Annotated in this window: 23 protein-coding genes; 10 read left to right on the top strand and 13 right to left on the bottom strand. The window is 63.1% G+C overall.

Annotation, left to right across the window (positions count from 1 at the left end; translation table 11 throughout):
* The first annotated feature begins 57 nt into the window (after window positions 1-57).
* Genes DMO26_RS13410 through DMO26_RS13400 form a run of 3 tightly spaced genes read left to right on the top strand, consistent with a single transcriptional unit; the run spans window position 58 to window position 1,764 of the window.
* A complete protein-coding gene (locus DMO26_RS13410; RefSeq protein ID WP_117192570.1) occupies window positions 58-432 on the top strand; it encodes a COG4315 family predicted lipoprotein in 375 nt (124 codons plus the stop codon).
* A 16-nt stretch (window positions 433-448) separates the two neighbouring features.
* Window positions 449-982, top strand: coding sequence for an RNA polymerase sigma factor (locus DMO26_RS13405; protein ID WP_117192569.1), 534 nt, complete (start codon window positions 449-451; stop codon window positions 980-982).
* Window positions 979-1,764 (top strand): anti-sigma factor family protein, encoded by a 786-nt coding sequence (locus DMO26_RS13400; protein ID WP_117192568.1) that lies wholly within the window; start codon window positions 979-981, stop codon window positions 1,762-1,764. The genes DMO26_RS13405 and DMO26_RS13400 overlap by 4 nt, the downstream gene beginning before the upstream one ends.
* Window positions 1,765-2,005: 241 nt before the next feature.
* Here DMO26_RS13400 and DMO26_RS13395 read toward each other — a convergent pair whose 3' ends face one another.
* From DMO26_RS13395 to DMO26_RS13380, 4 genes are read right to left on the bottom strand one after another with little or no spacing between them, the layout of a single operon-like run.
* Window positions 2,006-2,377 (bottom strand): nitrile hydratase accessory protein, encoded by a 372-nt coding sequence (locus tag DMO26_RS13395; protein ID WP_117192567.1) that lies wholly within the window; start codon window positions 2,375-2,377, stop codon window positions 2,006-2,008.
* Window positions 2,364-3,023, bottom strand: a complete 660-nt coding sequence (gene nthB / locus DMO26_RS13390; protein WP_117192566.1) for a nitrile hydratase subunit beta — start codon at window positions 3,021-3,023, stop codon at window positions 2,364-2,366. The genes DMO26_RS13395 and nthB overlap by 14 nt, the downstream gene beginning before the upstream one ends.
* Entirely contained in the window at window positions 3,020-3,655 is a 636-nt protein-coding gene (nthA, locus tag DMO26_RS13385; protein ID WP_117192565.1) for a nitrile hydratase subunit alpha, read from the bottom strand. The genes nthB and nthA overlap by 4 nt, the downstream gene beginning before the upstream one ends.
* Window positions 3,656-3,665: 10 nt before the next feature.
* Window positions 3,666-4,259, bottom strand: coding sequence for a LysE family translocator (locus DMO26_RS13380; protein WP_117192564.1), 594 nt, complete (start codon window positions 4,257-4,259; stop codon window positions 3,666-3,668).
* A 173-nt stretch (window positions 4,260-4,432) separates the two neighbouring features.
* On the opposite strand from DMO26_RS13380, the gene DMO26_RS13375 reads away from it, so the two are divergent.
* Both DMO26_RS13375 and DMO26_RS13370 read left to right on the top strand, forming a co-directional pair.
* Window positions 4,433-5,275, top strand: coding sequence for an aldo/keto reductase (locus DMO26_RS13375; protein WP_117192563.1), 843 nt, complete (start codon window positions 4,433-4,435; stop codon window positions 5,273-5,275).
* Between the two features lie 29 nt (window positions 5,276-5,304).
* Window positions 5,305-5,865: a GNAT family N-acetyltransferase gene (locus tag DMO26_RS13370; RefSeq protein ID WP_117192562.1), complete on the top strand. Its 561-nt coding sequence runs from the start codon at window positions 5,305-5,307 to the stop codon at window positions 5,863-5,865.
* Between the two features lie 64 nt (window positions 5,866-5,929).
* Here DMO26_RS13370 and DMO26_RS13365 read toward each other — a convergent pair whose 3' ends face one another.
* From DMO26_RS13365 to DMO26_RS13355, 3 genes are all read right to left on the bottom strand, one after another.
* The gene (locus DMO26_RS13365; RefSeq protein ID WP_117192561.1) at window positions 5,930-6,937 is read right to left on the bottom strand and encodes a capsular polysaccharide export protein, LipB/KpsS family; all 1,008 of its coding nucleotides are present in this window, start codon (window positions 6,935-6,937) and stop codon (window positions 5,930-5,932) included.
* A 65-nt stretch (window positions 6,938-7,002) separates the two neighbouring features.
* Complete coding sequence (gene ilvN / locus DMO26_RS13360; protein ID WP_117192560.1) at window positions 7,003-7,575, bottom strand: acetolactate synthase small subunit; 573 nt, start codon at window positions 7,573-7,575, stop codon at window positions 7,003-7,005.
* A 50-nt stretch (window positions 7,576-7,625) separates the two neighbouring features.
* Complete coding sequence (locus tag DMO26_RS13355; RefSeq protein ID WP_117192559.1) at window positions 7,626-9,419, bottom strand: acetolactate synthase 3 large subunit; 1,794 nt, start codon at window positions 9,417-9,419, stop codon at window positions 7,626-7,628.
* A gap of 396 nt (window positions 9,420-9,815) precedes the next feature.
* Here DMO26_RS13355 and DMO26_RS13350 point away from each other — a divergent pair, with 396 nt between their 5' ends.
* A complete protein-coding gene (locus DMO26_RS13350; protein ID WP_117192558.1) occupies window positions 9,816-11,969 on the top strand; it encodes an ATP-binding protein in 2,154 nt (717 codons plus the stop codon).
* 18 nt (window positions 11,970-11,987) lie between these two features.
* On the opposite strand, the gene miaA is transcribed toward DMO26_RS13350, so the two are convergent.
* The gene (gene miaA, locus DMO26_RS13345; protein ID WP_117192557.1) at window positions 11,988-12,881 is read right to left on the bottom strand and encodes a tRNA (adenosine(37)-N6)-dimethylallyltransferase MiaA; all 894 of its coding nucleotides are present in this window, start codon (window positions 12,879-12,881) and stop codon (window positions 11,988-11,990) included.
* On the opposite strand from miaA, the gene serB reads away from it, so the two are divergent.
* Together serB and DMO26_RS13335 are read left to right on the top strand one after the other, a co-directional pair.
* Window positions 12,882-13,778: a phosphoserine phosphatase SerB gene (serB, locus tag DMO26_RS13340; protein ID WP_117192556.1), complete on the top strand. Its 897-nt coding sequence runs from the start codon at window positions 12,882-12,884 to the stop codon at window positions 13,776-13,778.
* A gap of 116 nt (window positions 13,779-13,894) precedes the next feature.
* Window positions 13,895-14,470, top strand: coding sequence for a GNAT family N-acetyltransferase (locus DMO26_RS13335; RefSeq protein ID WP_117192756.1), 576 nt, complete (start codon window positions 13,895-13,897; stop codon window positions 14,468-14,470).
* 76 nt (window positions 14,471-14,546) lie between these two features.
* Here DMO26_RS13335 and DMO26_RS13330 read toward each other — a convergent pair whose 3' ends face one another.
* The 4 genes from DMO26_RS13330 to DMO26_RS13315 form a co-directional block, all read right to left on the bottom strand.
* Window positions 14,547-16,214, bottom strand: coding sequence for a Do family serine endopeptidase (locus DMO26_RS13330; RefSeq protein WP_117192555.1), 1,668 nt, complete (start codon window positions 16,212-16,214; stop codon window positions 14,547-14,549).
* A gap of 222 nt (window positions 16,215-16,436) precedes the next feature.
* Window positions 16,437-17,378 (bottom strand): protease modulator HflC, encoded by a 942-nt coding sequence (gene hflC / locus DMO26_RS13325; protein ID WP_117192554.1) that lies wholly within the window; start codon window positions 17,376-17,378, stop codon window positions 16,437-16,439.
* The gene (gene hflK / locus DMO26_RS13320) at window positions 17,375-18,472 is read right to left on the bottom strand and encodes an FtsH protease activity modulator HflK (RefSeq protein WP_117192553.1); all 1,098 of its coding nucleotides are present in this window, start codon (window positions 18,470-18,472) and stop codon (window positions 17,375-17,377) included. Before hflK ends, hflC begins: the two co-directional genes overlap by 4 nt.
* 140 nt (window positions 18,473-18,612) lie before the next feature.
* Window positions 18,613-19,143, bottom strand: coding sequence for a dihydrofolate reductase (locus tag DMO26_RS13315; protein WP_117192552.1), 531 nt, complete (start codon window positions 19,141-19,143; stop codon window positions 18,613-18,615).
* Window positions 19,144-19,360: 217 nt separating this feature from the next.
* Between DMO26_RS13315 and DMO26_RS13310 the strand changes: the two genes are divergently transcribed.
* Window positions 19,361-20,089, top strand: coding sequence for a response regulator (locus DMO26_RS13310; RefSeq protein WP_117192551.1), 729 nt, complete (start codon window positions 19,361-19,363; stop codon window positions 20,087-20,089).
* On the opposite strand, the gene DMO26_RS13305 is transcribed toward DMO26_RS13310, so the two are convergent.
* Complete coding sequence (locus DMO26_RS13305; protein ID WP_117192550.1) at window positions 20,079-20,531, bottom strand: hypothetical protein; 453 nt, start codon at window positions 20,529-20,531, stop codon at window positions 20,079-20,081. The genes DMO26_RS13310 and DMO26_RS13305 overlap by 11 nt on opposite strands.
* Window positions 20,532-20,747: 216 nt before the next feature.
* On the opposite strand from DMO26_RS13305, the gene adhP reads away from it, so the two are divergent.
* The gene (gene adhP / locus DMO26_RS13300) at window positions 20,748-21,782 is read left to right on the top strand and encodes an alcohol dehydrogenase AdhP (protein ID WP_117192549.1); all 1,035 of its coding nucleotides are present in this window, start codon (window positions 20,748-20,750) and stop codon (window positions 21,780-21,782) included.
* The last annotated feature ends 27 nt before the right edge of the window (window positions 21,783-21,809 follow it).

Here is a 21,809-nt window from a genome sequence, read left to right as displayed (position 1 = left end):
TGGCTTTGGTAACCCCGGGGGAGAGTTCCGGGAGGCCGTCAACCAGGGAGACGATCCATGAAAAAGCTCATTCTCGCGTCGATCGCGTTCGCAGCGATGACCGGTATTGCCTTCGCCGCCGGTCCGTTCAAGACCGTCAAGACCGCCAAGGGCGACGTGCTTGCCGGCGAAAAGGGCATGACCCTCTACACCTTCAAGAACGACAAGCCCGGCACCTCCAATTGCTACGACAATTGCGCCAAGAACTGGCCGCCCGTCATGGCCGCTTCCGATGCTAAGGCCGATGGTGCATACTCGCTCGTCACCCGCAAGGACGGGTCGAAGCAGTGGGCCAAGGACGGCATGCCGCTCTATTACTGGGTCAAGGACACCAAGGAAGGCGACATCACCGGCGACGGCGTGAACGGTGTTTGGGACCTTGCAAAACCCTGATCAGACAGGCTCCCCGATGGAAACGGCGCGCGAGGCACAGGCTCCCGCGCCGCTCTCCTTCGAGGCGCAGATCCTCGCCCTCCTGCCCCAGCTCAGGCGTTATTCGCGCAGCCTGACGCGGTCGGATTCGGAATGCGAGGATCTGCTGCAGGACTGCGTCGAGAAGGCGCTGATAAACCGCAGCCAGTGGCGCGGCTCGAATTTCAAATCCTGGGCCTACAGGATCATGACCAATCTTCACCTCAACGCGCGCCGTTCGATCGCGCGCCGGCCTTCCGTCGGGATCGAGGAGGCGGAAAATCTGGCCGAAAGCCCGGTTTCCGACGATCCGCTGGAAAAGAGACGTCTCGTCGGGGCGCTGGAAACGCTGCCGAAAGAGGCGCGCGCCGTCCTGATGCTGGTGGTCGTGGAGGGCCACAGCTATCAGGACGTCGCCGACATGCTGGACGTGCCGCTCGGCACCGTCATGTCGCGGCTCTCCAGGGCGCGCCGGTCCTTGCGGGAAAAGATGCGGGAGGAAAACGTCATTCAATTGCGGAGACCCCGATGACCGAAGCCCGTTCCGTTTCGGAAGCGGACCTGCACGCCTATGCCGACGGCCTGCTCGGCGAGGTCGATCGTATCCGCGTGGAACGTTTCCTGGCCGAAAACCCCGAAGCCGCAGACATGGTCTCCGACTGGCAGGCGCAGAACGACGAGATTCGCAGCGCCTTCGCCGGCTACGAAAAGTCGAAACTCGGTGACATCCAGCTTCTTGCCGGCGCCTCCCGGCACCCTCGCGTCCGGCCGCAGCGCCGCGTTGCGCTTGCCGCTGCCGCCGTCGTTATCTTCGCACTGGGCGCCGCAGGCGGCCATTATGTCCCGCCGCTTTTCCAGCGCCCGGATATCCAGCTCGCTTACACGGAAATCCTCCCGCGCGAGGCGCGCACCGCCTTCCTCGTCTATGCCGGCGAGGTGCGCCATCCGGTCGAGGTCTTCGCCAACGAGGAAGCGCATCTCGCTACCTGGCTCGGCAAGCGCCTGTCGATCGCCGACCTGAAAGTGCCGAACCTGCAGACGCTCGGCTTCAAGCTGGTCGGCGGTCGCCTGCTCCCCGTTGCCGGCAAACCGGGGGCGATGTTCATGTACGAGGACCAGACCGGCCAGCGCATTACCGTCATGGTCGGCCGCAACAAGGAAAACCGCACGACGAGCTTCCGTTTCGCTTCCGCCAGCAAGGTGGAAACCTTCTATTGGATCGACGGCGAACTGGGTTACGCTGTCACCGGCGAAATCTCCCGCGACCTGCTGCAGAAGATCGCCGAGGAATGTTACCGGCAGTTTCCGTCGTGACGGAGTTCACCTGCTTAGCCGCCTCTCGTCCGGCTCACGTTACCTTGTCCCGGCACGCCGGCAGAAGGACGCAAGCTGCAAGTTCCGATTTCCAGTCACCGAAGGCAGTAAACCTCGGAGATGAGACAGACCGGTGCGACATATCCCTTTTCCCGTCAGAACGGGGAAAAAGGGTCCGCAGGACGAAGCCGGATGAGGAACATTTCCAAGCATGGCGGCCCACAGAGGCCGCAGCAAATCTTCACCGTAGCGGATCATTCGCCAACTCGATCGCCTTGCCATGCGGCGTCGCCTCCGCCGCCCTCTGCCAGCTTTGCTGCAGCGCCAGGATCGCATCCGCATCCGCCACGCCCTTTTCCACCAATAGGCTGGAAAGCGCCGTCACCCAGCAGTCGAAATAGTCGCTGCCGTCCTCCGCACGACCTTCCCGATGCACTTCCCGCGACAGCGCTTCGGCCCATTCGCTCCAGGTAAACAGGCCCTTCTCGTGCAGATGCACCGTCATCGCAAAGGCTTCCGCCGCCCAAGGTTCCGGAAACACCGGGTCACCCTCCGGGGACTTCGGCAGGCCGACCGACGACGCCAGCGGCGACGGAAGCTCACACGCGCTCAAGATAACTCTCCCACGCGTCGATCGAGACTGTCAGCGTCGGATCGGCGCCCTCGCCCCAGATCTCCGCCGCATCGAAGACCACCGTGTAGACCCATTGCGGGTTCTCGCCTTTGTCATGCGCATTGTCGTCCGGAAAGACGTAGGAGCCCTGCACCGCCTCGACCACGCCCGTCTTCGCACGGGCGTAGCGCGGCAGCCGCGTATGGGTCTCCGGATTGAAATTCCGCGTCCTCACTCTGTCGCCCGGCTGGAACAGCGGCTCAGTCTCCACCGGCCGGTCGCAAGGACCGCCACGGGCAAGCACATCCGCCACCATGTCCGCCTTCAGGACGCGTTTCGGCGTCGCCGGCGCCATCTGCCGGGCGCCGGCATCGACCTCGGCCTTGGTCGCGAACCCATGCCGTTCGAGCAGCACTTCCAGGGCGCGTGTCCAGATTTCGTAGTAGCTCGCCGCGAGATAATCGGCAGGCGGAATATTCTCCCGGGCATGCCGGCTCTCGTCGATCGTCCAGGCGCCGAAGGCGCCGCAGGAAAGCGTGATCCCGAGCACCCGCTTTTCCCATTCCGCATGGAAATACGGCTCGTCCTTTTCAGGTGCCACCGGGCCGAACCCCATCTGCCCCCCGAGATCGTGCGGCCCGTTCATGGCTGAACTCCCGCAACCGCCGTGCCGATCATCGCATCACGGCTGACGAGATTTGCAAGCTCCTCCTCGCCCATCCCGCCCGTGCCTTCCGGCCGCTCGGGAATGACGAGATAACGCAGCTCCGCCGTGGAATCCCACACCCGGATCTTCTTGTCGTGAGGCAATGTCAGGCCGAATTCGGCAAGCACTCCACGCGGATCGATGACGGCTCGCGAGCGATAGGCCGGCGCCTTGTACCAAACGGGCGGCAGGCCGAGCACCGACCAGGGATAACAGGAGCAGAGCGTGCAGACGACGAGGTTATGGGTATCGGGCGTATTGAAGACCGCCCGCATATGCTCGCCCTGCCGGCCGCTGTAACCGAGGCTCGCAATCGCCGCCGTCGCATCGCGCTTCAGCCAGTCCGCAAATTCCGGATCGCTCCAGGCCTTCGCCACCACGTGCGCGCCGTTGCGCGGCCCGATCTTCGTCTCGTAGGTCTCGACGATCGCGTCGATCGCGCCGGGATCGATCAGTCCCTTCTCCGTCAGCACGGTCTCCAGCGCCCTCACTCGCGCCTGCATGTCGCTGTAACGGTTGTCGTGGTGATGGTCGTGGCCATGGTGGTGATCGTGATGATGGTCTTCGGACATGGCGGTCTCCTTACTTCAACATCGGCCAGAGGCTTGCGACAAGCAGGACGGCCATGGTGATGTTGAACCACTTGAGCCGCGCCGGCACGGACAGCCATTCGCGCAGCGCCGAACCGAAGCCGGCCCAGGTGGAAACGCTCGGCACGTTGACGAGCGCAAACGCCATTCCGACCAAAAGCACGGTCGCCAGGTAATATTCGGGGTTCGTATATGTGGCCATCGCCGTCACAGCCATGATCCAGGCCTTCGGATTGACCCATTGGAAGGCGGCGGCACCGAGAAAGGTCATCGGCCGTGCGCCCGTCTTGCCGTCCGAGAGGCTGCGGGACATGCCGATCTTCCAGGCGATCCACACGAGATAGGCGCCGCCGGCGAATTTCAGGATCGTATAGACGAGCGGTACGGTATGCAGCAGCGCGCCAAGCCCGAGCCCGACCGCGAGCAGCAACGTGAAAAAACCGACGCCGATGCCGAGCATGTGCGGAATGGTGCGGGTGAAGCCGAAATTCACGCCAGACGCAAAAAGCATCATGTTGTTCGGCCCCGGCGTGATCGAGGTCGTGAAGGCGAACAGGACGAGGGCCAGAAATGTTTCCAGCGGCATGTGATCTCCCCGGATGCCAAACCACCCCATTGTGCCTGCCGTCTCGTGTCGCGGACGGCTTGTCCTTCGGTGATAGGATCGTTGTGGACGATCTTCAAGCAGAACTTGGAACCTTCGATAAAAGCCATATGTCTATGGCCATGCCCTTCCCGATGCGACGATCGAGGTCGACCATGCCCGATATCCCGACAGTCACCCTGCCCTCGGGCATTTCCGTGCCCTCGCTCGGCCTCGGAACCTGGAACATGGGCGAGGACGCCCGCAAGGCGGCAATCGAGGTCGAGAGCCTGAAATGCGGCCTCGACCTCGGCATGACGCTGATCGATACGGCGGAAATGTATGCCGAGGGCGGCGCCGAGAGAATCACCGGCGAAGCGATCTCCGGCCGCCGCGACGAGGTGTTTCTGGTCAGCAAGGTCTATCCCTGGAATGCCAGCCGCCGCGGCGTGATCGATGCCTGCGAACGCAGCCTGCAGCGTCTCGGGACCGACCGCCTCGATCTCTACCTCTTGCATTGGCGCGGCGAACACCCGCTTTCCGAAACCGTCGCCGGGTTCGAAGAGCTGCGCCGCGCCGGCAGGATCGGCGCCTGGGGCGTTTCGAACTTCGATCTCGACGACATGCAGGAGTTGTTGGACGTACCGAACGGGCAGAACTGCGCCGCCAATCAGGTGCTCTACAATCTCTCCCGCCGCGGCATCGAATACGATCTCCTGCCCTGGTGCCAGCAGCGCGGTATCCCGATCATGGCCTATTCGCCGATCGAGCAGGGCCGCATCCTGCGCAATGGAGAACTGATCCGCATCGCCAAGGCCTATCAGGCGACCCCCGCCCAGGTGGCGCTCGCCTTCCTCTTGGAGCGCGACGGTGTCATCGCCATTCCGAAATCTGCCCATCCCGATCGCGTCGGGGAAAATGCCGAAGCGGCCGACCTGGAACTCAGCGACGAGGACTGGGCAGCCCTCGACGCCGCCTTCCCGCCGCCGGACCGCAAGCGCCCGCTGGAAATGTTATAGTCTCTTCGTAGCCCAAAACGCAGGTGAATATGGAAGCGATACTGGAAACCGAGGCACTCGTCCTGCGCCCCTGGAGGCTCGCCGACCTCGACCAGCTGATTGAAGGCCTGAATGACCTCAGGGTCTCGCCTTGGCTGGCATTCGTCCCGCACCCATACCAGCGATCGGACGGCTTGAAATGGCTTGAACATTGCCGGCGGCTTTCGCCTGATGAGGGCGAGCATCCTGATTACGAATTTGCGATCGAGCGGAAAGCCGACCGCGCAGTCATCGGCGGCGTCAGCCTGAACAACATCGATCCAGGGCGCAGTCGTGCGGGCGGTGGAATCTGGATCAACGCGGCTTACCATCGTCGAGGTTATGGACGCGAAGCATTCGGCGAACGTATCCGTTTCGCTTTTGACACGTTGAATCTGCTTGAAATTCGCAACGGCTATTTTGTCGGAAACGAGCCGTCATGGGATTTGCAGAAGCGATTTGGTTACAAACACACAGCCGAGGAGCCGCGTCGGCGCCGGTGCATTGCGGACGGATCGTGGAAAGATGAGGTCCTGACCAGCCTGCACAGGCAGGATTGGATAAGGAATTAAGTCGGTCAGGACACGTCGGCTCGGAACGCCGGAGCGAACGGCGGGGCCATGGAAGCGGATGGCCCTAGTCGAGATCGAGCTGTCTCCGTTCGGTAACCAATTTATCGATCGCCTGGAAGACATCGATTTCGTTCCAGCCTGCAGTGTCCCGATAGACCGGATAGAGACTGAAAGCGGCGGCGGTCAACTGATCGACGTTTGGCCGCGCCGTCCGTCTCGAAAGCATGGCCTTGGAGCGCTCGCCAAGCCGGTCGTCCGTCAGCCCCCAGCCCGCATAAAACGGCCCGGCATAACAGCGCACGGGGATGCCGCGCAGCATCGCATCGAGGCCGAACTGGCTCGACACCGTCCAGACCTCATCGACGACGCCGAGAATCGACGCGACCGAAATGGCATCCGCCATCAGGATCACGCCCGGCGTCTGCGCCGCTTTCTCTGTCAGATAGCCCTTGCGGAAACCCGCCATCACGTCGGGGTGGGTGCGCACCACGCATTGCGCGCCGCTCGCCAACGCGTCGTCCAGCATCCGTGCAAAGCTTCCCGGCGATCCTCCCGCCATGGGTACGGAAACATCGCCAAACACCTGGTCGATCAGCAGGATACGCCGCCGCGTCGTCGGCTCGAGCTTCGGCGCCCTGTGCGGCAGGTTGTTGTATTTCGTGAGTTTTTCCCGGACGAGCGCCTCGCGGATGTCCGCACCCAACAAGGCCACGTCCCTGTCGACGGACCCCGCGATCAGCCGCTCCAGCCGCGAGGGCGTCGATGCCTTCACCGGCATGCCGAGATCGTCGATCTGGATCGAGATCGGCAAGGCATTTTCCTTGCCGAGCCCGACTGATCGCAAAAAGCCGTCTTCCAGAAACCAGCGCGGCAGACCGCGCATCCGGGCGATGACCCGGGCCGCCTTCGCCGGAATGCGGCCGCCCCAGAGAATGACGCCGCCGATGCCCGGCGAAAGTGTCGCCTCCAGCCTGTCGACGCCGAAATAATGGCTGAGCCAGGGCTGGGATTGCCGCACGTAGAAGGTCGCGCCGAGACGCGCGCCGGGCGGAGGAAGCCAGTCCTTCTGCAATCGCTCGTCCCTCGCCTTCACCCGGCAACACACTGCGTTGCATTCCCTTCGTTACACGCGCCGCATTACATCCCCTGCGGCCCGCGGTTCATCGCCGCGATCCCGGTACGGCAGACCTCGATCAGCCCGAGCGGTTTCATGATCGCCACGAACTGGTCGATCTTGGAGGATTTTCCGGTGATTTCCAGGATGAAATGTTCGACCGTCGCATCGACGACCTTGGCATGGAAAGCATCCGCCAGCCGCAGCGTCTCGGCACGACGTTCGCCCTGCCCGACGAGCTTGACCAGCGCCACCTCACGCTCGATCGGCCGTTCCTGGCCGAGATCGCGGGCGCGAACCGTCAGATCGACCACCCGGTGCACGGGCACGATGCGCTCCAGCTGCGCCTTGATCTGTTCGAGCACCGTCGGGGTGCCCCGCGTCACGATGGTGATGCGGGATAGGTGCGCCTCATGCTCCGTTTCCGAAACCGTCAGGCTTTCGATATTGTAGCCGCGGCCGGAAAAGAGGCCGATCACCCGGGCCAGCACGCCCGGTTCGTTGTTGACGAGGATCGATAGCGTATGGCTTTCGGCCTTGGCCGTTTCCGGAGCGATGAAATAGGCCGATCCCGTCGGCTGCTGATGCGCATTCATGGTCTTGGGTCCGTTTCCTCAGAATTCTGTTTAAAAGTGGCGACCCGTCCTCAAACGAGCTGCCGACCCTTGGCGTCGATCGCGTTGGCAACCGCTTCGTCGGTGGCTTCGTCGGGCAGCAGCATCTCGTTATGGGCCTTGCCCGACGGGATCATCGGGAAGCAGTTGGCGAGGTTGGCGACGCGGCAGTCGAAGATCACCGGCTTCTTGACCGCGATCATCTCCTCGATCTTCTGGTCGAGTTCCTTCGGGTCGTCGCAATACATGCCGACGCCGCCATAGGCTTCCGCCAGCTTCACGAAGTCGGGCATGGCTTCCGTATAGGAGTTCGACAGGCGGTTGCCGTGCAGAAGCTGCTGCCACTGGCGCACCATGCCCATATACTGGTTGTTCAGGATGAAGATCTTGACCGGAAGATTGTACTGGATCGCCGTCGACATTTCCTGGATGCACATCTGGATCGAGGCGTCGCCCGCGACGTCGATGACGAGTGCGTCCGGATGGGCCACCTGCACGCCGAGCGCGGCCGGGAAACCGTATCCCATCGTGCCGAGGCCGCCCGAGGTCATCCAGCGGTTCGGCTCCTCGAAATGGATGAACTGCGCCGCCCACATCTGGTGCTGGCCGACCTCCGTGGTGATGTAGGTATTGCGGCCTCTGGTCAGTTCGTAGAGACGCTCCAGCGCGTATTGCGGCATGATGACGTCGCTGGAATGCTTGTAGGAGAAGCTCTTGCGGGCACGCCAGCGGTGGATCTGCGTCCACCAATCCTCCGTCTGCGCCTTGGCCGGCCTGTTGGGCAGTGCACGCCACAGGCGGACCATGTCTTCCAGAACCGCGCCGACATCGCCGAGAATTGGGATATCCACATGCACGTTCTTGTTGATCGAGGACGGGTCGATGTCGATATGCACCTTGCGGGAGTTCGGCGAAAACGCGTTGACGCGGCCGGTGATGCGGTCGTCGAAGCGTGCGCCGACGCAGATCATCACGTCGCAATCATGCATCGCCATGTTGGCTTCATAGGAACCGTGCATGCCGAGCATGCCGAGCCAGTTCTCGCCCGAGGCCGGATAGGCGCCGAGCCCCATCAGCGTCGAGGTGATCGGGAAATCGGTAAGCTTGACCAGCTCGCGCAAGAGCTTCGAGGCTTCCGGCCCGGAATTGATGACGCCGCCGCCGGTATAGAGGATCGGCCGGCGGGCGGAAGCCATCAGCTCCACGGCGGCGCGGATGGCGTTGATGTCGCCCTGCGTCTTCGGCTGATAGCTGACATTGGCGGCCGTTTCCGGCTTCGGCGTATAGGTACCGGTCGCGAACTGGACGTCTTTCGGAATATCGACGACGACAGGCCCCGGCCGCCCCGTCTGGGCGATGCGGAAGGCTTCGTGGATGACGGCGGCGAGCTCGTTGACGTCCTTGACCAGCCAGTTGTGCTTGGTGCACGGCCGGGTAATGCCGACGGTATCGCATTCCTGGAAGGCGTCGGAGCCGATCAGCGTCGTCGGAACCTGGCCGGTCAGGCAGACCAGCGGAATCGAGTCCATCAGCGCATCCTGGAGCGGCGTGACGGCATTGGTGGCGCCCGGACCGGACGTCACCAGCATGACGCCGACCTTGCCGGTGGAGCGGGCATAACCCTCGGCCGCGTGGCCGGCGCCCTGCTCGTGGCGCACGAGAATGTGCTGGATCTCGTCCTGCTGGAAAATCTCGTCGTAGATTGGCAGGACTGCACCGCCCGGATAACCGAAGATGTGTTCGACGCCGTTGTCCTTCAGCGCTTTCAGAACGATTTCCGCGCCAGTCATCTGGTTGTCTGGCATCTTGTTGCTGTCATCCGTCATTGTGCTTCTTCCATTCGCTGCTGGATTTTTGACCGGCGGCTCCTCCGAGCCGGATTGAAGGCATAAAAAAAGGCCCCTTCGAGGAGCCTGTCTTTCCGCGCATGGGTGGCTGTCGCCGGACGGTTACACCGTCCTGCCCATGCGCGTTCCCACCACAATAAGAGCGATCGAGATTTTCATGGCGCGGATTGTTAGCCACATAAATGGCATCCGTCAACGTCGTCCTGCACCAAAAAACGCCATGCGTCTGATTTTGTTGCGCTCAGGCGCCCTGACAAGCCTTCTTTTCCTACACCAGTTGTTAAGTCCCCCGGCATATAGTCGCACCGTTTGGAGTAGCGCCCGACGGATGAACTTGCGACCCGATCCGCCACCCCAATGACAGGGGCCCGAAGTTTGTTGAATAACGATCTCCACCGTTCCGCTTCCGCAGGAGAACAGGATCGTCGGGACCTCCACAAGCCCGGCAACCGTCTGCTTGGCCGGGTCGTCGCCTGCAACGGCTCTCACGCAACCATCTCGGCCGTGGCGGAGAATGGCGATACCGACCTCACCGAACTCTGGTCCGTCGGCCGGCTGATCTCGATCAGCGTCGGCGAAAACCGCGTCGTGGCGCTCGCCTATGCAATGCAGGCGGGCGAAAAGAACTGGACCGAAGGCGGAAACACCCATTTCCATATCGAGTGCGAGCTTCTCGGCGAGGTCTATAAAGGCCCCGATGGACGCGATGCGTTTTCCGGCGGCATCTCGCGTTATCCTTATCTCGGCGCCGTCGCCCATCGCATCCGCGCTGCCGACCTGCTGCGCATCTACGATACCGGCAAGAGCGACACCTGCGTCATCGGCAAGTTGACCCAGGACGAGTCGATCGACGCGACCATCCATATCCCGTCCATGCTATCCAAGCATTTCGCCATCGTCGGCTCGACCGGCGTCGGCAAGTCGACGGCCGTGTCGCTGCTTCTCCACAAGGCGATCGAGGCCGATCCTAAGCTGCGCGTGCTTATCCTCGACCCGCACAACGAATTCGCCGCCGCCTTTCCGGAACACGCTGTCGTCATCGATACGGATACGCTCGACCTGCCCTTCTGGCTGATGCGGCTCGAAGAGTTTTCCGAAGTGGTCTTCCGTGGCCGTCCTGCGGTGGCTGAAGAGCTTGATATCCTGCGCGATGTCATCCCTGAGGCGAAACGCGCCTTCCGCGGCAGCGATTCCTCGCTGATGCGCCGCACGACGGAAAAAAGCTCGGTCACGGCCGATACGCCCGTTCCCTACCGAATGGCGGATCTGCTCGCCTTGATCGACGAACGTATCGGCCGTCTGGAGGGGCGCGGCGAAAAGCCGTTCCTGCGGTCGCTGAAGATGCGCATCATGTCGGCGATCAACGACCCGCGCTATCATTTCATGTTCTCCAACAACACGATCAACGACACGATCATGGAGACGATCGCGCATATCTTCCGCATCCCGGGCGGCGACCGGCCGATCTCCACCTTCCAGCTCGCCGGCATCCCCTCGGAAGTCGTCAACTCGGTCGCCTCCATCCTGTGCCGCATGGCCTTCGAACTGGCGTTGTGGAGCAACGGCGCCATCCACATGCTGGTCGTCTGCGAAGAGGCGCATCGCTACGTGCCGGCCGACCGGGAACTCGGCTTTTTCCCGACCCGCCAGGCGATCTCCCGCATCGCCAAGGAAGGCCGAAAATACGGCGTCTCGCTCGGCGTCATAACCCAGCGCCCCGGCGAACTCGACCAGACCATCCTGTCACAGTGCTCGACGCTGTTCGCCATGCGCCTGTCCAACGATCGCGACCAGGAGATCATCAAGTCGGCTATCCCCAACTCGTCGATCTCGACCACCAGCTTCCTCTCCTCGATCGGCAATGGCGAGGCGATCGCCTTCGGCGAGGCCATTTCCGTGCCGATGCGCATGAAATTCGCGCGCGTCGAAAAGAAATATCTGCCGAAGGCCAACGGCGTTGCCGAAAAGGGCTCCGAGGAAACGCCGGATACCGTCGATCTGCGCACGGTCGTGGCGCGCATGCGCGCCATCAGCGGACCGGATATTTCCGCCTTCCAGCAGAGCTATGGCGCGTCCAATCCGGGCTTTGCGGAGAACGCGGCCGCCCCCGATGACGAAACCGACGACGATTTTCCGCCAGCAAGCGATGCCGAACTCGAACGCTGGAACCGCGAACTGCGCACGACCGGCCATGTCAATCTGAACGCGGGACCTGCAGCACAGGCGCCGCAAGCTCCGCCGGCTTCGCAAGCCTCGCCAACCTCGATGGGTTCGCAGGCCCCGCAACCGGAACCCTATCGACCGGATATGCTGCCGCGCAGCCCTGCGCCGGAGCCGCCGCTTGCTCCCCGTCCCGATCGATTTGCCGACCTGCGCCGGGACCGCCCTTCCGACGCGCCGCCACCGGTCTTCCAGCGTCCGCCGCAGCCGGAAAGCGCCCCGCGCCCCAATCCGCTCCTCCGCCGGGAAGGCTCGTTGCGCGAAAGCCTCCTCAAGAAGCCGCTCAGCAGTCTCTACGACAAGGATTGAGCGCGTCCGGCAAGCGTTTCAGCCGAGCCGTTCCCAGCTTTCGTCCATCTGGTTGCGGAACCAGGTCATCTGCCGCTTGGCATATTGCCGCGTCAGCGCGGAACAGCGTTCGATCACCTCCCGGCGGCTCATCCGGCCCTCCAGCATATCGGCGATCTCGCGCACGCCGATCGCCTTCATCACCGGCACGTCGGGCGCCGGATCGAGCGAGAGAAGCGCCCTCACCTCATCGATCGCGCCTCCTTCCAGCATCTTTTCAAAACGCCGGTTGATCCGCTCGTGCAGGATCTTGCGATCCGGCAGCACCACGATCTTCCTCGCCCGCTCGGGATCGATGACCACCGGCCCCTGCCGGCCCTGGAATTCGGATATGGAACGCCCCGTCTCATCGAGAACTTCGAGAGCGCGGACGATCCGCTGGCCGTCCTTCGGCTCCAGACTTTCCGCAACCCGGAAGTCGCGCCGGACAAGCTCGGCATACAGGACCTCGGCTCCTTCCTCCTTCAACCGCAGCCGCACGGCGCAACGGATCTCCTGCGAAATCTCCGGCATGTCGGAAAGCCCCCCCGTCAGCGCCTTGAAATAGAGCCCAGTGCCGCCGACGAAGACCGGCAGTCGTTCCTCCTCCCTCAGCTGCGACAGAAGCGCCGCCACGTCCCTTAGCCATTCGCCCGTCGAATAGGCGCGCGTCGCCGGCACGTGCCCATAGAGAAAATGCGGCACGCCCTCCATTTCCTCGTCCGAAGGGCGGGCGGTCAGCACCCTCAGCGTATCGTAAACCTGCATGCTGTCGGCGTTGATCACCACGCCATTGGCCTCACGGGCCAGCGTAAGCGCAAGCGCCGACTTGCCGCTCGCCGTCGGCCCGGTTATCAGGATCGCGTCCACAGTTTCCATAAGGTCGGTCTTCATATGGCTTTCGTTGCCACGCTCATTGCCCATCCGTCAAACCCCGTTCTCTCGGCCAGCCTCGGAGAACAAGCGGCCGAGGCGGTGAAAGCCTCCGGCCTCTACTGGCTGGCGGACGGAATTGCCTGCGACCTTGCACTGCGCGACGGCACGGATGTGCGGGCTGCCGAAGCCAATCTGCGCGCCGTCATCGCCAGCGCGCCGATCGATCTCGTGGTCCAGGAAGCGGAAACGCGGCGGAAGAAATTCCTGATCGCCGACATGGATTCGACCATGATCGGCCAGGAATGCATCGATGAACTTGCCGACGTCGTCGGCCTGAAGGAGAAGGTTGCGGCGATCACCGCCCGGGCCATGAACGGCGAGATCGCTTTCGAGCCCGCCCTTCGCGAACGTGTGGCGCTTCTGAAAGGCCTGCCGATCACCGTCGTCGACGATGTCATCGCCAAGCGCATCACCCTGACGTCCGGCGGACCGGAACTGATCGCCACCATGAAGGCCAGGGGGCATTATGCCGCCCTCGTCTCCGGCGGCTTCACGGCCTTCACGAGCCGCATCGCCGCAACGCTCGGTTTCGATGAAAACCGCGCCAATATCCTCATCGACAAGGATGGATACCTGACCGGAGAAGTGGCTGAACCCATCCTCGGCAAGCAGGCCAAGGTGGACGCACTTCTTGCCATTGCCGAAAAGCTCGACATCTCGCCAGAGGATACGATCGCCGTCGGCGACGGCGCCAACGACCTCGGCATGCTCGGTATCGCCGGCTCCGGGGTGGCCCTGCATGCCAAGCCCACCGTTGCCGCTCAGGCGAAGATGCGCATCGACTACGGCGATCTTACCGCCCTCCTTTATATCCAGGGTTACCGTAAGACAGATATCGTGGCGACGCAGTCATAACCCGCCTGATCGGCGGGCGGCTGCCAAAACCACCGCCAGCCGCATTGAAGATCGTTGCAGGAATGGGTATATTCGATGTCTCCTCAAGCGTCATAAGATCTATGATGCCTCATCCGATGATCATCCTTGAAACCGAACGCCTGCGACTCAGAAGCTGGCTCGACAGCGATCGCCATCTGTTCCGGGAGATCAATTCGGATCCGAAGGTGATGGAGTTTTTCCCCTTCCGGGGGGCGTACGAAGAGGCGGATGCACTTTTCGATAAGCTGAACGGCACCATTACCGAAACAGGGCTTGGCTTCTATTGCATGGAACGGAAGCAGACCGGCGAACCGATGGGGTTCTGCGGGCTGTCCCTGGTCAACATGCCGGATGTTTTCCCGATCGGAACGGTGGAGATCGGCTGGCGGCTGGCCACGCGTTTTTGGGGCAATGGCTATGTGACGGAGGCGGCACGCGCCTTGCTCGATTTTGCTTTCGGCCGGAAGGAACTCGACGCCGTCGTGTCTTTCGCGGTCACCGAAAATCACCGCTCCACGGCGGTCATGAAACGGCTTGGCCTCCACCGCGCCGCCGAGATGGATTTCGATCATCCACGCGTGCCGGACACACATCCACAACTGAAGCCGCATATCGTCTACGCAATCACGCGCGACGAATGGCGGCAGCAGAGACAGGCCGCCACGAGCTGAAAAGCATACCCGCCAGCGGCTCGCACTGGCAGGAGCATGCGATATGAAGGCATGACGATCCGGCGGATGGGGCTGCCTACTCCAGCGGAAGGGCCACGAAACGCAGGTTCCCCGAAGGGTCGGATACCATCACATGCGCGTTGCGGCGGCCTTCGGACTTCAGCATCGCGATGCGTTTCACCACGTCTCCCGGATTTTCCACGAAGTCCTGCGCAACCTCGACGACCACCTCCCCGACCTTCAGCCCTTTCTGAGCTGCCGGCGAATTGGGTTCGACCGCCGTGATCACCACGCCCTCGACGCTTTCGACAATGCTGTAGCTCTTGCGCTTTTCCTCGTCGAGAACCGCGAGCGTCATGCCGAAGGTCGCGGCGGGGGCCTGTTCGGCCTGGCTTTTCTGGTCGTTCGGCGCCCCGTTGTTCGGCGTCTTGTTCTCGCCCTGCTCCTGCGGCTTGGCCGGCTCTCCATCGTCCTCCGGCTCGTCCGCGCTGTCCTCCAGGCGGCCGAGCGTCACCTTGACGGTCTGCTGCTTTCCGTCGCGCAGGATCAGCACGTCGACTTCCTTGCTGACCGGGCTCTCCGCCACGATGCGCGGCAGATCGCGCATTTCGTTGACCGGCTGGCCGTCGAAGGTCAGGATGACGTCGCCGGCCTTGATCTCGCCGTTCCTGATCGGACCGCCGTTGACGACGCCTGAAACCAGCGCTCCTCGCGCCTTGTCGAGCCCGAGGCTGTTGGCGACGTCGTCGGTCACCGGCTGGATGCGCACGCCGAGCCAGCCGCGCCGCGTCTCGCCGAACTCGATCAGCTGGTGGACGATATTTCCCGCAAGTTCCGTCGGCACGGCAAAACCGATGCCGATCGAACCGCCCGACGGCGAGATGATCGCCGTGTTGATGCCGATGACCTCACCGCGCATGTTGAACAGCGGACCGCCGGAATTGCCCTTGTTGATCGCCGCGTCGGTCTGGATGAAATTGTCGTAGGGGCCGGCATTGATGTTGCGGCCGCGCGCCGAGATGATGCCGAGCGTGACGGAACCGCCGAGGCCGAACGGATTGCCGATCGCCATCACCCAGTCGCCGATGCGCATCTGGCGCGAGTTGCCGAACCGCACGGCCTTGAGCGGCGCCTTGGGCTCGACCTTCAGGACCGAAAGGTCCGTCTTGGTGTCGGTGCCGACGAGCCTGGCCTTCAGCTTGGTGCCGTTCGGGAAGATCACCTCGATGTCGTCGGCGCCCTCGATGACGTGGTTGTTGGTGACGACGTAACCGGAAGGATCGATGACGAAGCCGGAGCCTAGCGACGAGACCTTCTGGTTGCCGCCCTGGTTGCCTTGGCCGTCGAAGAAATCCTCGAAGAACTCCTGGAAGGGCGAGCCTTCCTGGATCTGCGGCTGGGGGCCGGCGCCCTGGTCCTTGACACTCTGCGAGGTAGAAATGTTGACGACGGCGTCGAGCAGCCCTTCCGCCAGGTCGGCGATCGAAGTCGGGCCGGCCGAGACCATCGGCCCGGGCGGCGGAGGCGGATTGATCGTCGGCGACGGCGTCGGCGGCGCCGGCAGCATCGGGCCGGGCGTGCTCGGCGCAGCGGGATTGGCGTTCGGGCCGGCCGCGGGCGGAGCCGGCTGCACCGGGGTTTGCGCAATCGCCTGCAAGGGTCCGCCCAAGGGCCCGCCCAGCATCGTTAGGACGGCCGTCAGCGTGACGGTGCGCTTGAAGGTCGATCGAGCCGAATGGGCCATCTGGCATCCTCGCTGTTGGATTGTCCGCGTCACACCGGAGAGCGGCGCTCGACCCGGGCACGCTATTGGAACCGTTGAATCGGGCGGAGTTTCGGCAGAGCATAAGGCGGAATGACGGCGGAGGAAATTACCTTTTCGTGAGTATTGCGCCCTCTGCTCGTCACGCCTGTGGACCGTCTTCCCATAAAAGGGGCGGCTCTCCGCCGCCCCGAAGCCGTCGCGTCAGTTGGCCGGGGCTGCGGGCGCTGCCGGCTGAGCCGGCGCGGGCCGAGGCCCGGGCAGGTCGCCCCCCGAGGAGTTGAAGAACTTGAAGAACTCCGAATCCGGCGAAAGCACGAGGCTCGTGCCGTTGTCGGCAAGAGCTGCCACATAGGCGCGCATCGAGCGGTAGAACTCGAAGAAGGCCGGATCGCGCTGGAAGGCCTCCCCGAAGATCTTGTTGCGCTCGGCATCGCCCTGACCGCGCAGGATTTCCGAATCGCGCTGCGCTTCGGAGACCAGTTCGACCACCTGGCGGTCGGCGATCGCCCGTCGCCGCTGGCCCTGCTCGTTGCCCCGGGCGCGGATCAGTTCGGCCTCGGCGAGACGCTCGGCCTTCATGCGCTGGAAGGTCTGCTGCGAAACTTCCTGGGTCAGGTCGGTCCGGCGGATGCGCACGTCGCGGATCGCCAGTCCGAGGGTCTCGGCCGCCGAAGTGAGGTCCGTGCGGACCTCCTGCATCATCGAAGACCGCTCGTTGGAGAGTGCCGCATCGAAGTTCCTGAGACCATAGACACGGCGCAGCGCCGCATCGAGACGGGTGCGAAGGCGCGATTCGGCCGAATCGCGGTCGCCCGATACCGTTTCGCGGAAGAGACGCGGGTCGGTGATCGAGTAGACGACGAAGGCGTCGACTTCGTAGAAGGCGCCGCCGCGGACCTGCACCCGGATATTGTCGAGATCGAAGCGCAGGGCGCGGTCTTCGACATACTGGACCCGATCGGCATCCATGAAGGCGAAGGGCAGCTTGAAATAGATGCCCGGCTCGCGTTTCACGTCCTGAATCTCGCCGAAGCGGACGACGATCGCCTGTTCGCGCTCGTTGACCACGAAGATCGACGAATAGAGCAGCACCAGGACGACGGCGAGCCCGATGAGGAATGCGGGAAGTCGGCTGGAATTCATCGGACGGCTCCCTGCTGGGCCGGCCCCTGCGGCTTCATCATCTCGTTGAGGGGCAGATAGGGAACGACGCCGTCCTTGCTATCCAGGATGATCTTGTTGGAGTGCTTCAGGACCGCTTCCATGGTTTCGAGGAAGATGCGCCGGCGGGTAACGTCGGGCGCATTGGCATATTCGTTATAGATCGACACGAAGCGTTGTGCTTCACCCTGCGCCTCGTTGACCACCTTGTCCTTGTAGGCGGAAGCCTCTTCGCGGACCTGGGCCGCCTGGCCGCGGGCCTGGCCGAGCTTCTGGTTCGCATACTGGTTCGCCTCTTCGACGAACCGGTCCTCGTCCTGCTCCGCGCGCTGCACTTCTTCGAAGGCATCGGCGACCTCGCGCGGCGGCGCGGCGTCCTCGACCGGCACGGCATTGATCGAAATGCCGGATCCGTAGGTATCCATCGTTCCCTGGATGATGTTGCGCACTTCCGTCGAAATGCCTTCGCGATTGTCGCGGAAGATGTCCTGCGCCGGGCGGCGGCCCACCACTTCGCGCATGGCGCTTTCGGAGACCTGCTGCAGCGTCGAGGCGGGAGCCTCCAGGTTGAAGAGATAGGCCTTAGGATCCGTGACGGTGAACAGCACCGAGAACTGCACGTTGACGATGTTCTGGTCGCCGGTCAGCATCCAGCCGGCATTCGAGCTCGAGCCGCGCGACGCGCCGATATTCTGCTGCTGCTCGGTGACCTTGACGATCTCGACGGTTTCCAGCGGCCAGAAATGGAAATGCAGGCCCGGCATGGAAATCTCGTCCTTCGGGCGGCCGAACCTCAGTTCGACGCCGCGCTCGTCCGGCTGCACGGTATAGACGGACTGGAAGGCCAGGAAAGCGACGACCACCAAGAGCACGATGACGAACGCGCCGCCGTTGAACCCGCCCGGCATCACGCCGCGCAGCCGGTCCTGGCTGCGCCGGATGATGTCCTCGAGGTCGGGCGGACCGCCGCTCCCTCCGCCGCGCGGGCGGTTCGGTCCCTGCCCCCAGGGCCCCTGATTATTGCCGCCGCCGCCGCCCCAAGGACCGCCGCCGCCATTCTGATTGCTCCAGGGCATCAAAACCTCTTTGTTCGTATCTCTCCCGGGCCTCGACCCTGCCGTGTGAAGGGGGGCCGCGCCATTGCCCGTTATAGGTATGACGCGGGCCGCTTTCAACGCGGCGTCAATAACTTCCCGGTGTTTGGTAACGAAATGTTTCAGTTTGCCGCGCTTCGGCGGCGGTAGGTGGCAAAGCGCGTCGGATAATTGTCCTTCTCGCCTGCCGGAACGAAAACTTCCTTGATCAGCTCGAACGCGCTCGGATCTATCGCCGGGAAGAACGTATCGCCGTCGGAAATCTCGGTCTCGACATGCGTGACGTACAATGTGTCGGCGATCCCGATCGCTTCGGCATAGATCTGGCCGCCGCCGAGCACGTAGATTGAATCGGCGCCGGTTTCGGCGGCCTTGTGCTCAGCGCGGCGGATGGCGTCCCGGAGCGATTCGGCGACCTCGACGCCGTCGAAGGAGAATTCGCGGTTGCGGGTAATGATCACGTGCGGCCGGCCGGGCAGCGGCCTGCCCCCGAAACTTTCGAAGGTCTTGCGCCCGACGATGACCGGCTTGCCGAGCGTCAAGGCCTTGAAACGCTTGAGATCGGTCGAAAGCCGCCACGGCATCTCGCCCTCGCGGCCGATCACGCCGTTGCGCGACACCGCGACGATGACGGCAAGAGTAGGTTTTGTCATGTCAGCTCCCGGCAAGCTGCCGCCAATAGGCAATATGTCTCATAGGCAAATGCAGAATTCGGCTTATGGAGTGCGTTCGAACCACTTGTGAAAAAATAGCATTGTCTCCGTTTGCGGGATGAAGCCGGTTGACCGGAACGGCCAGGCCGGCCAATGCTAGCGGTATTCGAGACGGTTCGTTTGTGCAACAGATTGTAACGACGCGGTTTCCTTATCCATGTCATTTCGCCCACCAGACGCCGCACATATTCTCGTCGTCGATGACGACGACAGGATCCGCCAGATGCTCACCCGCTATTTCGAGGGCGAAGGTTATACCGTCAGCGGCGCCGCGGACGGCAGCGAAATGCATTCGCAGTTGAAGCTGCGGAATGTCGACATCATCCTTCTCGATCTTTCCCTGCCCGGCGGCAAGGACGGACTGGACCTTGCCCGAGAGGTGCGGACCACGTCCGACGTGCCGATCATGATGCTGACGGGCCGCGACGACGTCATCGACCGGATCATCGGCATCGAGATCGGCGCGGACGATTATATCGCCAAGCCCTTTCACCTGCGCGAAGTGCATGCCCGGCTGAAATCCATTCTCCGGCGCCGCCAGCCTGCGGCTCCGAAGCAGAATGCCGACGACGACAAGCTCATCCGGTTCGAAGGCTGGACGCTCGATCTGGCACGCCGCCAGTTGCTGTCCCAAGGCGCCGAGGTGGAGCTCACCACCGGCGAATTCGACATGCTGGCGACATTCGTGCAGCATGCCGGCCGGGTGCTCACCCGGGAATTCCTGATGGACGCCACCCGCGGACGCCAGCTTGAGGCTTTTGACCGGACCGTCGATGCCCAGATCGTAAGGCTCCGCCGCAAGATCGAAGCCGACGCGAGCCAGCCTCAACTCATCAAGGCCGTCCGCGGGGTCGGTTACGTATTCACCGGAAAGATCAGTGGATGACCGGCCCCCGCTCGGCCGGCAGGCGATAGACCAGCCCCTGGCTCCAGGAGCCGCTTTGCCTGAGGTTCAGGACGTTGTTCCAGTCCAGCGAACCGGCCGGCCAGAAATGCATCGAATCGCATGCTTCCTGCCTTGCACGCCTCTCGGCCAGTTCGAAGAGTCGTTTGACGACACCCTGTTCGTCGATGAGGCTGACGGATGCAAAGATCGGCACTTCGAGCTGGCGTCCCAGGGCGGGATGCTGGCTGAGGAAGACGTGGCAGAGGCCGCGTATGTAGCCCTGCGGGTCGGTGACGGTCAGCCAGTTGTACCGGAGGGCCGGCGTGGCCGTCAGGGTTTTCCAGGCTTCCAGATCAAAACCGGGCATGACGTGCTGAATGACCGCAAAGGCGCGATAGACATCCGCTTCGCTCAGCTCTCTTGCATCGCATTCCATCTCCATCCCATCACTCCGCCGGAAAAGCTGCCGAGACCGGCCCCGCCGGTCGTCGGTCCTTCAGCCTGCCACGTTTCGCCACCTGCGCATTGACCGTTGTCAAAAGCCCCGCATGGCATCCGATGCAGGCAGTCTTGACCATTGCGCTGGGTCAATGAGCGGGCGCCGGTTTTGTCGAAAAGTCCCGGCCGACACCGTTGTTCCCACAGGAAGGAGACAGAGATGGCCAGGATGATGAAAGCTGCCGTCGTGCATCAGTTCGGCAAACCTCTCGCAATCGAGTGCGTGCCGGTACCGGTTCCAGGGCCGGGAGAAATCCTCGTCAAGGTCATGGCCTGCGGCGTATGCCACACCGACCTTCACGCCGCCGATGGCGATTGGCCGGTCAAGCCCACGCCGCCCTTCATCCCCGGGCACGAAGCCGCAGGCGTGGTGGTCGAACTCGGCCCCGGCGTCACGGAATTCAAGGAAGGCGACGCGGTCGGCGTCGCCTGGCTCCACGATGCCTGCCTGCGCTGCGAATATTGCGAGACCGGTTGGGAAACGCTCTGCGAGCACCAGCACAATACCGGCTACAGCTGCAATGGGGGTTTCGCCGAATATGTCATCGCTTCCGCGGCCTTCGCCGCCCGGCTCCCGCAGGATGTCGATTTCGCGGCGATGTCGCCCATTCTCTGCGCCGGCGTGACAACCTACAAGGGGCTCAAGGAAACGGAAGCCCGTCCCGGCGAATGGGTGGCGATTTCCGGCATCGGCGGCCTCGGCCATGTCGCCGTCCAGTATGCCAAGGCGATGGGACTGAAGGTCGCCGCCCTCGACGTCAGTGCCGAAAAGCTCGAACTTGCCCGCAGCCTCGGAGCGGACCTCGCCGTGGACGCCCGTGCTCTGACCGCGGTCGAAGAAGTCCTCACCGCGACCGGCGGCGGCGCGCATGGCATCCTCGTGACCGCCGTTTCTCCTCCCGCGTTCTCCCAGGCGATCCGCATGGTGCGGCGGAAGGGAACGGTAAGCCTCGTCGGCCTGCCGCCCGGAGAATTCCCGACACCGATCTTCGACGTCGTGCTGAAGCGCATCACGGTGCGCGGCTCGATCGTCGGCACCCGCCGCGACCTTGACGAGGCGATCGCCTTCGCCACCGAAGGCAAGGTCAGGACCGAAATCCACAAGGCGCCGCTCGAAGACATCAACGACATCTTCAAGCACCTCAAGGACGGCAAGATCGACGGCCGCATGGTGCTGGACTTCGCATCCGCCTGATCGGAATGGGGCGCCGGACGGTAGTGT

Origin of the sequence: Rhizobium terrae, from assembly GCF_003425685.1 — a bacterium.
Lineage (GTDB): Bacteria > Pseudomonadota > Alphaproteobacteria > Rhizobiales > Rhizobiaceae > Neorhizobium > Neorhizobium terrae.
The sequence above is the reverse complement of the archived record's forward strand: the minus strand, read 5'-3'. Positions and strand labels throughout refer to the sequence as shown.

Bases quoted from the DNA above. Each gene is read 5' to 3' on its own strand.
- ilvN (WP_117192560.1), bottom strand. From the start codon at position 7,575: ATGAATGCGCATCAGCAGCCGACGGGATCGGCCTATTTCATCGCTCCG.
- DMO26_RS13370 (WP_117192562.1), top strand. From the start codon at position 5,305: ATGGAAGCGATACTGGAAACCGAGGCACTCGTCCTGCGCCCCTGGAGG.
- DMO26_RS13355 (WP_117192559.1), bottom strand. From the start codon at position 9,419: ATGACGGATGACAGCAACAAGATGCCAGACAACCAGATGACTGGCGCG.
- DMO26_RS13335 (WP_117192756.1), top strand. From the start codon at position 13,895: ATGATCATCCTTGAAACCGAACGCCTGCGACTCAGAAGCTGGCTCGAC.
- hflC (WP_117192554.1), bottom strand. From the start codon at position 17,378: ATGAATTCCAGCCGACTTCCCGCATTCCTCATCGGGCTCGCCGTCGTC.
- DMO26_RS13330 (WP_117192555.1), bottom strand. From the start codon at position 16,214: ATGGCCCATTCGGCTCGATCGACCTTCAAGCGCACCGTCACGCTGACG.
- adhP (WP_117192549.1), top strand. From the start codon at position 20,748: ATGGCCAGGATGATGAAAGCTGCCGTCGTGCATCAGTTCGGCAAACCT.
- DMO26_RS13375 (WP_117192563.1), top strand. From the start codon at position 4,433: ATGCCCGATATCCCGACAGTCACCCTGCCCTCGGGCATTTCCGTGCCC.
- DMO26_RS13380 (WP_117192564.1), bottom strand. From the start codon at position 4,259: ATGCCGCTGGAAACATTTCTGGCCCTCGTCCTGTTCGCCTTCACGACC.
- miaA (WP_117192557.1), bottom strand. From the start codon at position 12,881: ATGAAGACCGACCTTATGGAAACTGTGGACGCGATCCTGATAACCGGG.
- DMO26_RS13400 (WP_117192568.1), top strand. From the start codon at position 979: ATGACCGAAGCCCGTTCCGTTTCGGAAGCGGACCTGCACGCCTATGCC.
- DMO26_RS13315 (WP_117192552.1), bottom strand. From the start codon at position 19,143: ATGACAAAACCTACTCTTGCCGTCATCGTCGCGGTGTCGCGCAACGGC.
- DMO26_RS13405 (WP_117192569.1), top strand. From the start codon at position 449: ATGGAAACGGCGCGCGAGGCACAGGCTCCCGCGCCGCTCTCCTTCGAG.
- nthB (WP_117192566.1), bottom strand. From the start codon at position 3,023: ATGAACGGGCCGCACGATCTCGGGGGGCAGATGGGGTTCGGCCCGGTG.
- DMO26_RS13310 (WP_117192551.1), top strand. From the start codon at position 19,361: ATGTCATTTCGCCCACCAGACGCCGCACATATTCTCGTCGTCGATGAC.
- DMO26_RS13410 (WP_117192570.1), top strand. From the start codon at position 58: ATGAAAAAGCTCATTCTCGCGTCGATCGCGTTCGCAGCGATGACCGGT.
- serB (WP_117192556.1), top strand. From the start codon at position 12,882: ATGGCTTTCGTTGCCACGCTCATTGCCCATCCGTCAAACCCCGTTCTC.
- hflK (WP_117192553.1), bottom strand. From the start codon at position 18,472: ATGCCCTGGAGCAATCAGAATGGCGGCGGCGGTCCTTGGGGCGGCGGC.
- nthA (WP_117192565.1), bottom strand. From the start codon at position 3,655: ATGTCCGAAGACCATCATCACGATCACCACCATGGCCACGACCATCAC.
- DMO26_RS13305 (WP_117192550.1), bottom strand. From the start codon at position 20,531: ATGGAGATGGAATGCGATGCAAGAGAGCTGAGCGAAGCGGATGTCTAT.